The sequence below is a fragment of the Oscillibacter sp. genome, assembly GCF_032060045.1.
GTDB lineage: Bacteria > Bacillota > Clostridia > Oscillospirales > Oscillospiraceae > Oscillibacter.
This window is the reverse complement of record NZ_DAMBZJ010000006.1, coordinates 100,627-108,893: the sequence shown is the minus strand read 5'-3', so window position 1 is coordinate 108,893 and position 8,267 is coordinate 100,627. Positions and strand designations below refer to the sequence as shown.

Genomic DNA, 8,267 nt, shown 5'->3' with positions numbered 1-8,267 from the left:
AACGGAAAACCCTCTATTTCCATTTTCAATACTTTTTAAAGTGTGTTCGCTCATGTGAAATTTTTGCGACATTTCCGCTCTAGTCACATTTTCAAGTTCTCGAAGCTCCCTTAATCGATTTTTTTGCTTCGCATTACTTTCATTCATTCAAATCAACTCCATTTTCTATTAAATATAGCAGATCTCAGCAATATAACCAATATAAGCAATATAAGCAATATAAAATTAATGTATCGAAAAATTCTAAAATGTATCGGGTATTATTTATTTGTGCTCTTGGCGATACGAGAAAATATCGCTAAGATAATTTTAGTCGGCCGACAAAACTTTACTATTCTTTATCTACCAGCTGGAAAAAGAAGCGACGGCTTCAATAAAAAGGCTGTCCTATCGGCTTCATACGGGGAGAAAGGGATTATTTATGACAGTCCTTTTAATGGGCATGAGAAATCTTGACTTTACAGGAAATGACAATTCATCTGTAAAGGGGGTGCAATTATTTATAGCTTTTGATGAGCAAGGTGTAGTGGGGAAACAAACTGATAAGCTTTTTTTGAGAAATGAGTTCCCGCTTCCCGAAAACCTGAAGCCCGGAGATACCTTAGATGTAGCTTTTACCAACCGGGGCAAGCCTGAAAGTATCAAGATCGTTCCGGCAACCAATGCCAGCGGCGGCAGTAAGCACATTAATATCTCTGCACAATAACGATGTACAGCGTTGCGCCGGTGGGGATATATCTCCCCACCGGCGGCGCGGACGGTCGTAAGACAGAAAGGAAAACATATGAACGATTTTACAGATAGGGAGCTATTGCAGAAGCAGCGGCAGAGCAAGGTTTTGAGATTGCGCTGGCTGGATTGGGTGAAAACCTTGGCGAGCCGTCCTTGGATGATGGTTCCGTTTTTTGTTCTGTGTGGTGCTTTTGCATTGGTATGGGGCCTCCGAAAAAAATTTATTCTCATTTTAAACTGCAATGCGTTGTTGGCGAGGGTGTATTATTACGGATTGTCGCTGCTACTCATATCAGTCTTCGTGTTGTTTCTTGTTACGCTAATGGTGATACTTTCTACGCCTAGAAACGCAAAAAAGGTGTCGGCAGCACTATTTCAAATTGGGCTGGTTAGCTACGCTGGAACCCCTCCAGAACTGATTTCCCATATAAGAATTAGACACAGCGATGTACACCAATGGACGTTTTTCTCCTTAGGCTTATCAAAGTCCACATGGGAGAAGCGCAGAGAGGACGTGGAAGACGCGCTCAATTTTTGTGTCGTGGACATCAGATATGGCGGCAGGGGTGAAAGAAACCGCAACTTAATTGTATTGAGAGCGGTTCCCGGTATTGGTGGAAGTAGACGGGAGGTGCTGTATGATGAAGAGATTTGATGCTACACCAAACCTTGTACTTGGATATGAATTGGACACATGGAACGGATACGGCAGAAAAGCCCCTATTTGCATCGACATATCACCTAAAGCAAATAGTCATATGCTGATTTGCGGCATGAGCGGCAGCGGGAAAAGCTACTTTGAAAGTTCCGTATTTGCAAAGATAGCTTCCGCTTGCCCGGATGGAGTATTCCATTTTGCCGACTATAAGGGAGATGACAATTTTGCCTATCTACGAGATTGTCCCCGCTACTACTCTTATAAGGACACGCTGCAAGCGTTAGATGCCGTTCACACTTGCTTAAATTCCCGTCAATCAGGCGAGGACGCAAGCAGACACCCGGTTACGCTTATTTGGGATGAGTACATGGCAAATATCTTGGCGCTCACCAATGAGGACAAAAAAGCCGCTGCGGTGGTGATGAACAAGGTTAGCGAAATACTTTTGCTTGGGCGTTCATTGTCTGTGCGCCTCATTGCTACCATGCAGCGCCCAGATGCAATCGCTTTCCCCGCTGGCTCACGCCTTAATTATGGTGGTGTAGTTGTCCTTGGAGCGGCCATAAAAAGTATCTATGAAATGCTGCTGCCAGATTTTAAGGATGAAGTGCAGGGGCGTACATTTGGCCAAGGTGAGGGCGTTGTGCTGCTGCAAGGATCGAAGCTGCACTTTATCAAAGTGCCAATGGTGCGGGATATGGAGAGAGTGCAGCAGCTTTGTGTCGCGGCATTATCCTAACGCAGAAAACCCCGCGCCGCCCGCCGCGCGAAGCGTAAGGCGGGCGGGCGCGGGTGTCTGGCTAGTATTACCCAGACACCTTTGTACCCTGTACCGCAAAATTATTATGCGAAGGAAGTGAAATATTTGAAAAAGGATACCCGGCACAGAAAGTATCAGCTTACGATCAACAACCCCGACGAAGATTGGACACATGATAAAATACGCGCTGCACTTGATGAAATGCAGCTAAAGTATTGGTGTATGGCTGACGAAATCGGGCTAAAGGAAGAAACACCTCATACCCATGTGTTCTTTGTGGCAAAAACCGCTGCCATCCGTTTTTCTACGGTGAAAGGATTGTTTCCAACAGCTCATATAGAACCAGCACAGGCCAGCAGTGCAGAAAATCGCGCTTATGTTCAAAAATCCGGGAAATGGGCTGAGGATAAAAAGGCAGATACCAGTCTCCCCAACACATTCGAGGAGCATGGCGAACTACCTATGGAAACACCCGGCCAGCGTACGGATTGGGACACAGCCTATGAAATGCTTGCAGATGGCCACGATGTTTTAGATATTATCCGCGCTCAAACCCACATGATGCGATATCGTACTACCTTGGAGCAAGTAAGACAGGAGCTGATTGCAGAAGAATACCGTGCAAAGTTTCGGACACTGCAAGTAACCTATATCAACGGTGCAACTGGCCTTGGGAAAACGCGGTATGTAATGGAGAAGTATGGTTATGAAAATGTCTGTCAGATCACAGGCTATCAGCATGGCTGCTTTGACAAATACCAATGTGAAGATGTTCTTCTGCTGGACGAGTTTTGCGGCGGTTTCCGTATTCAAGACCTCAATAACTATCTGGATGGCTACCCACTTATGCTCCCATGCCGCTACGCAAACCGGGTGGCCTGTTTTACAAAGGTCTACATCATCAGTAATATTCCATTGGAACTTCAATACTCAACTGCCAGAATAGAAACTCCGCTTGTATGGGGTGCGCTTATCAGGCGCATACATAAAGTGCTCTTTTTCTATGATTATGGCAAATTTGACGAGTTCGCAACATCAGAATATCTGCATCCGCTGCCGAAAAAGTGGGAGTTGGAAGAATGACGAGCCACAAGCAGACCGGGACACCCCCACTAGCAAATCACGAAAAGCGGAAAAGCCCCTATGATGTAGAGCTGCCGCAATCCATCATTGAGTCCTTTGCCCGGTTTCTTGTCCCGGAGATACGCAAGTTTTATGATAGTGAGGAGGGGCAAGAGGCGTTTGAGGAGTGGCAGAACCAGAAAAACGAACATAAATCAGAATTACAAAAAGAGCAGTCAAGGTGACCCTTGGCTGCTCTTTCACTGTAAGAGATATAATCAATCGTTCAAAGAAATTGATAGTGCAACGAGATAATTTAAAATCATTTGATCATATTTTTCCAATGTACTCTTATCTATATATTCTTTTGAGCCGTGGATAATTTCGTTAAGCTCACCAACCATATTTGCATATGCTTGGTCTGATCTGCCCTTAAAGCAGGCTCTTATCGCGGAATTTTGAGTCGGCTTTTTGATGCTTTCTAATACTGAAATAATGTATTTAATTTTATTCTCACTTATAAATGACACCTCTGAAGAAGTTGTTCCAAACAAACAATCCTTAATCTTATTATAGTCGGATAAGCTATTTGTATTGAACACACTTTCGTTAGAACGATACCAGTTACACCAATGCCGCAATGCCATTTCTAGCAAAACTCTATAAAGATACGGTGCAATCCGCCGCAGTTCCATATCTGTATTTATTTGAAGTCCTATTGAAAATTCTAGGGTGGGCTTAAAGACAGCGTGATCGATATTTACGCCCTTCCCCCTCCACTGAAATAAAAGGGCAGGGTTCACCTTATAACTATTATTTTTCCTGCTCGCTGATTCGCTAGTAGATGCGTCTGCTTTTGCATCAGTTGGAGGAGGTGTTCCATCTGTGCCACTTCCATGTGATGTTTGTTCCGAAGTAGGTGTATATTCATATTTATTGGGCGATGAAGATGAAGCGGCTTGTGGTTGCTGTGCAACTTCTTTTCTTGTGTCGGGAAAAAGGCGTTTTGTAAATTCTGCAACCTCTTTTTCGCCCTTAAGACGAGGAAGATAACGCGAGTAAGGAATGCTTGTTTTTGCATCACACAATCTTTGGTAAACTTCTTTTATAAAGTCGGTGTTATTAAAGTCCCAGTCATCGTTGATCCCAAATAGTTCCTTAACTATTTCATTTCCAAAAATAGTATCTAAGTCAGTATATGGTACTTTCTTAAAATCCGATTTTCGATTTAAGTTACAAATTCTACTTACTTCATAAGCATATGGATACACTGCTTCTTTATTATTGTGTTTAAACGCGTAGTCGCGTTGAAATGCTTCCCAAGGTATCTGTCCACGCCCCTCTGCTTCACCAGTGTGCTCTACCTCGATGAGACGAAGTGCTTCCGTTTCATCTGTTATGTATACTAGTATTTTGCTATCAAGTGTTAAAGCGACTGAATTCTCTATACCAGAAAATCGAGCATCTCCCCAAAGAACACTCTTAATAATAGATACTCTTCTGTTTCCATCATAGATGTTATAAGTTCCGTTGTTATTGGATACAGCAATTATTTGGCGATGAGGGTTCAGACCATTGGTAAACACGTCTTTGGCTAAAACTTTCATTTTAGCCAATCCAACCTCATCAATGAGAATTTGAATAGCCTCTGTCTCGGTTAAGATTTGTTCGTTTGCCATTCGTGGATTATCAGTCCATACGGTTAACTTTTTAATACTAATAGATTTTAGTGCACCCATTATCCATCACCTTAAATCACCAAATTGTTGTAAAATAGAAATTCTTCTGCCCTTTTTTTCTCTTGCAAACTATAATTGAGTGACAATTTATCCACAATTCTGTGGGAATATATCTCTCTAATTTCGGGGCAAACATCATAAGTAATAATCCAAGGAACACCGTGTAGCTTAGCTTCAATGGTAATTGCCAATTCTCTGTGGTCTTTCAATTCGAAAAAGTTTGTATATAATTTCTTTCCTTTGTTAAAGTAAGGAGGGTCTATAAAGAAGAAAGAATGATCATTTCGAAAATTGGAAATTAGAGTTTTGGCATCTAAATTCGAAACATTAACCTGTGTTCTGTAAGTAGCAATTCTTCTAATTAATTCAATAAGCCTTAATTTATTAAACCGACAATCAATTTTATAATCACCATCTTGTGAAAAACCACCAATAGGACCAGCTTTCAATATTCCAGAACGATTTGTTCTATTAAGAAAAAACGTGGCAAACCCTAATTCTAATGATGAATGATCACTGCCGTTCACATAGATGTTTTTTTGGCGATCCCATTCTTCAACGGTAATAGGGGTTCTTTCAATTGTTGAAATAAATTCTTCTGTTTGATACACAATACTGTACCAAAACGAGTATATGGCGTTATCAAAATCATTGATGGTTATTTGGGTTACAACACCTTCCAATAAAAGACGTATAGCGATTCCTGCGCCACCAGCAAACGGCTCTACATAATGACACCCTTGAAGATTATTCTTTTTTAATATACTTAAAATCGTATCGTACATCTGGCTTTTTCCACCTGGATAACGCAACGGAGAGTAGGATATCCCCATAAAGCTTCACCAACTAACACTAGTTTTTCCCATTGTAACATAAATCGCAAGAGAAAGGAAATAGCGTTATGAAAAAAACGAGCAACCAAGGCGATAAACCTTGCTTGCTCGTTTTCTGTTTTGACATTATAGCCACACCGTAACAGCAAAGCCGCCTTTAAAAAAGTAGGTGTTCGTGTAATGTCCATTTGGTGGAGGTGGGGGGAGTTGAACCCCCGTCCGAAAACACTTTAACGAGACGTTCTCCGGGCGCAGGCGGTTATTGTGGGAGTCTTACTCTCCCTGTTCCCCTCTCCGCTGGCAAGCCGTCACGCCGGCGGGTCAGGTAAGCTTCATAATTTATGGCACGCGCAAAGCTTTGCGTACGCACATTTACCGCTAAACGACGCCCTTCCCGGCTCGCGGTCCTTCCGGGTCGGACGGCTGCCTAATTAGGCAGCGTAAGCAACAGTATTATTGTTGTTTAATTTATAATTTGCCCGTTTTTTGGATGACAGGCGCATCCGCCCGCTGGTCCCGCCTCCATATCCCCGTCGAAACCGGTACACCCCCATATCTTGCCGTGCGTCCGCTCTGCCCGCCGCTCCACCACGGCGGCGAAAAACAAATGACGCGGACCTTTTCGGACAGCTAAAATGGGCGCTTGGATCTGAATGCGGATTGCTCTTTTGAAATTATAACATACTCCCACTAGGAAGTATGTTACAATTTCATGAAATTTATGTTTTTGTCAGTTTTGCCATCAGCTTCATCGGCGTCAGCTTCGCTGCCAGCCGATAAAACTTATAAAACGCCGTGGGGGTATAGATGCTCCTGCGGTGTTTTGCCGCCAGCAGCGCGCCATGAGCCACCCGAACTTGGTCGCAGTAGGGAAGCAGCTCAAACATTTTCGAGTTGCCGGTGATTCCGCCCGTGTCACAAAACTCCGTGGCCATAGGACCGGGGCACACGGCGGTGACGGAGATGCCGCGCCCGCGAAGCTCCTCGCCCAGCCCCACGGTGAAGTGGGAGACAAACGCCTTAGTAGAGGAGTAAACCGTCATCCGGGCGTTGGGGCAGAAGGCCGCGATGGAGGACACGTTCAGAATCCGCCCGCTCCGGGGAACATAGGGGAGCGTCAGGCTTGTGACGGCTGTGAGTGCCCGCAGGTTCAGATCGATCATGCGGGTTTGAAGCACCGTTTCTGTCTCGCCCAGCTTGCCCCAATAGCCTACGCCCGCGTTGTTCACCAGCAAAAGAACCTCCGGCTGCTCGGACAACAGCTTTTCCTGCAACACGGTAAAGCTCATGGGGTCGCACAAATCCAACGCAAGACACAAAGCCGGACGGGGGAGGGACTTTGCCAGCTCCTCCAGCCGGTCGCGCCGTCGGGCGATGAGCCAGAGTTGCTCCACCTCGGGGTATTCGGAAATGAGCTGACGGGCAAACTCCCGGCCCAGCCCGGAAGACGCGCCGGTGACGATGGCGATTTTCATAAAACGCGCTCCTTTTCTTGGAAATTAGGCAGCGGCTGCGCTTAGCGCTCGGCCGTTTTCTCCGGTGCGGGGTACTCCACACCCTGCGTGTCCACGCGGATGGAGGCGATTACTTCCGGCGTTTTGGGCTTGTCGCTGAAATCCACCTTCACCTTGGAGATGCGCACGGCTTCATCCGCGCCCTCAATGACCTTGCCAAAGGCGGCATACTGGCCGTCCAGATGGGGAGCATCGTCCACCATGACGAAAAACTGGCTGCCTGCGGTGTTGGGAGCCATGGTTCGCGCCATGGACAAAACACCCAGTGTGTGAACCAGATCATTCTGGGCAAAACCGTTGCCGGAGAACTCGCCAGCGATGGAGTAGCCGGGGCCGCCAGTGCCGGTGCCCTGAGGGCAGCCGCCCTGAATCATAAAGCCGGGAATGCAACGGTGGAAAATCAGCTTGTCGTAATAGCCGGAGTTGGCCAGTGCGATAAAGTTATTCACTGTGTTGGGGGCCTTGTCGGGGTACAGCTCCGCCTTCATCACCGCGCCGTTTTCCATGGTAATGGTGGCAATAGGGTTTTTTGTTTCAGACATATCAAAATTCCTTTCTTCCTTGGGGTTTTTAAGCGTGTATCACGTGTTGTGAGGAGCCGGTGATTGCGCACCGATGGGCTCAGTGGTTTCGCTCCTTCATGTGGCGGTCCATTTCCCGCTCTGCGTCCCGCTTGGCAATGGTTTCCCGCTTGTCGTAATTTTTCTTGCCGCGGCAGGCGCCGATTTCAAGCTTCACCCTTGCGTCCTTGAAATAGACGGACAGGGGAATGAGGGTATACCCGTCCTGCTTCACAAGGGTCTGAAGCTTTCGGATTTCCGACTTGTGCATCAAAAGCTTTCGGACCCGCTCGGGGTTGCGGTTAAAGATGTTCCCCTTTTCATAGGGGGAGATGTGCATGCCGTTGACAAACAGCTCGCCTTCTTGAATGGAGCACCAGGCATCCTTCAGGTTCAGCGTTCCGGCCCG

The 8,267-nt window shown here is 46.0% G+C and carries 10 protein-coding genes and 1 other RNA gene; 5 read left to right on the top strand and 6 right to left on the bottom strand.

The features are described from left to right. The first annotated feature begins 421 nt into the window (after positions 1 to 421). The 5 genes from RT018_RS04260 to RT018_RS04240 all read left to right on the top strand — a co-directional run bounded on the left by RT018_RS04260 (position 422) and on the right by RT018_RS04240 (position 3,457). Positions 422 to 706: a hypothetical protein gene (locus tag RT018_RS04260; RefSeq protein WP_312939594.1), complete on the top strand. Its 285-nt coding sequence runs from the start codon at positions 422 to 424 to the stop codon at positions 704 to 706. A gap of 78 nt (positions 707 to 784) precedes the next feature. Next, on the top strand, positions 785 to 1,387 hold the full coding sequence (locus RT018_RS04255) for a hypothetical protein (protein ID WP_312939592.1): 603 nt from the start codon (positions 785 to 787) through the stop codon (positions 1,385 to 1,387). Beyond that, the gene (locus RT018_RS04250) at positions 1,371 to 2,129 is read left to right on the top strand and encodes an FtsK/SpoIIIE domain-containing protein (RefSeq protein ID WP_312939590.1); all 759 of its coding nucleotides are present in this window, start codon (positions 1,371 to 1,373) and stop codon (positions 2,127 to 2,129) included. Before RT018_RS04255 ends, RT018_RS04250 begins: the two co-directional genes overlap by 17 nt. Before the next feature lie 126 nt (positions 2,130 to 2,255). Then, positions 2,256 to 3,233: a hypothetical protein gene (locus RT018_RS04245; RefSeq protein WP_312939588.1), complete on the top strand. Its 978-nt coding sequence runs from the start codon at positions 2,256 to 2,258 to the stop codon at positions 3,231 to 3,233. After that, positions 3,230 to 3,457 carry a hypothetical protein gene (locus RT018_RS04240; RefSeq protein ID WP_312939587.1) on the top strand — a complete coding sequence of 76 codons (228 nt, stop codon included), beginning with the start codon at positions 3,230 to 3,232 and terminating at the stop codon, positions 3,455 to 3,457. The genes RT018_RS04245 and RT018_RS04240 overlap by 4 nt, the downstream gene beginning before the upstream one ends. A 33-nt stretch (positions 3,458 to 3,490) precedes the next feature. Here RT018_RS04240 and RT018_RS04235 read toward each other — a convergent pair whose 3' ends face one another. The 6 genes from RT018_RS04235 to smpB all read right to left on the bottom strand — a co-directional run. Further along, positions 3,491 to 4,951 carry a hypothetical protein gene (locus RT018_RS04235; protein ID WP_312939586.1) on the bottom strand — a complete coding sequence of 487 codons (1,461 nt, stop codon included), beginning with the start codon at positions 4,949 to 4,951 and terminating at the stop codon, positions 3,491 to 3,493. A gap of 11 nt (positions 4,952 to 4,962) precedes the next feature. Then, on the bottom strand, positions 4,963 to 5,784 hold the full coding sequence (locus RT018_RS04230) for a DNA adenine methylase (protein ID WP_312939585.1): 822 nt from the start codon (positions 5,782 to 5,784) through the stop codon (positions 4,963 to 4,965). Between the two features lie 189 nt (positions 5,785 to 5,973). Next, positions 5,974 to 6,336: a transfer-messenger RNA gene (gene ssrA / locus RT018_RS04225) on the bottom strand. Positions 6,337 to 6,503: 167 nt separating this feature from the next. Beyond that, on the bottom strand, positions 6,504 to 7,259 hold the full coding sequence (locus RT018_RS04220) for an SDR family NAD(P)-dependent oxidoreductase (protein ID WP_312939583.1): 756 nt from the start codon (positions 7,257 to 7,259) through the stop codon (positions 6,504 to 6,506). A gap of 41 nt (positions 7,260 to 7,300) precedes the next feature. Further along, positions 7,301 to 7,840, bottom strand: coding sequence for a peptidylprolyl isomerase (locus tag RT018_RS04215; protein WP_312939580.1), 540 nt, complete (start codon positions 7,838 to 7,840; stop codon positions 7,301 to 7,303). A 79-nt stretch (positions 7,841 to 7,919) separates the two neighbouring features. After that, the coding region (gene smpB, locus RT018_RS04210) for an SsrA-binding protein SmpB (protein ID WP_312939577.1) at positions 7,920 to 8,267 on the bottom strand (348 nt) is incomplete at its 5' end.

Bases quoted from the DNA above. Each gene is read 5' to 3' on its own strand.
- RT018_RS04250 (WP_312939590.1), top strand. From the start codon at position 1,371: ATGATGAAGAGATTTGATGCTACACCAAACCTTGTACTTGGATATGAA.
- RT018_RS04260 (WP_312939594.1), top strand. From the start codon at position 422: ATGACAGTCCTTTTAATGGGCATGAGAAATCTTGACTTTACAGGAAAT.
- RT018_RS04240 (WP_312939587.1), top strand. From the start codon at position 3,230: ATGACGAGCCACAAGCAGACCGGGACACCCCCACTAGCAAATCACGAA.
- RT018_RS04220 (WP_312939583.1), bottom strand. From the start codon at position 7,259: ATGAAAATCGCCATCGTCACCGGCGCGTCTTCCGGGCTGGGCCGGGAG.
- RT018_RS04230 (WP_312939585.1), bottom strand. From the start codon at position 5,784: ATGGGGATATCCTACTCTCCGTTGCGTTATCCAGGTGGAAAAAGCCAG.
- RT018_RS04235 (WP_312939586.1), bottom strand. From the start codon at position 4,951: ATGGGTGCACTAAAATCTATTAGTATTAAAAAGTTAACCGTATGGACT.
- RT018_RS04255 (WP_312939592.1), top strand. From the start codon at position 785: ATGAACGATTTTACAGATAGGGAGCTATTGCAGAAGCAGCGGCAGAGC.
- RT018_RS04215 (WP_312939580.1), bottom strand. From the start codon at position 7,840: ATGTCTGAAACAAAAAACCCTATTGCCACCATTACCATGGAAAACGGC.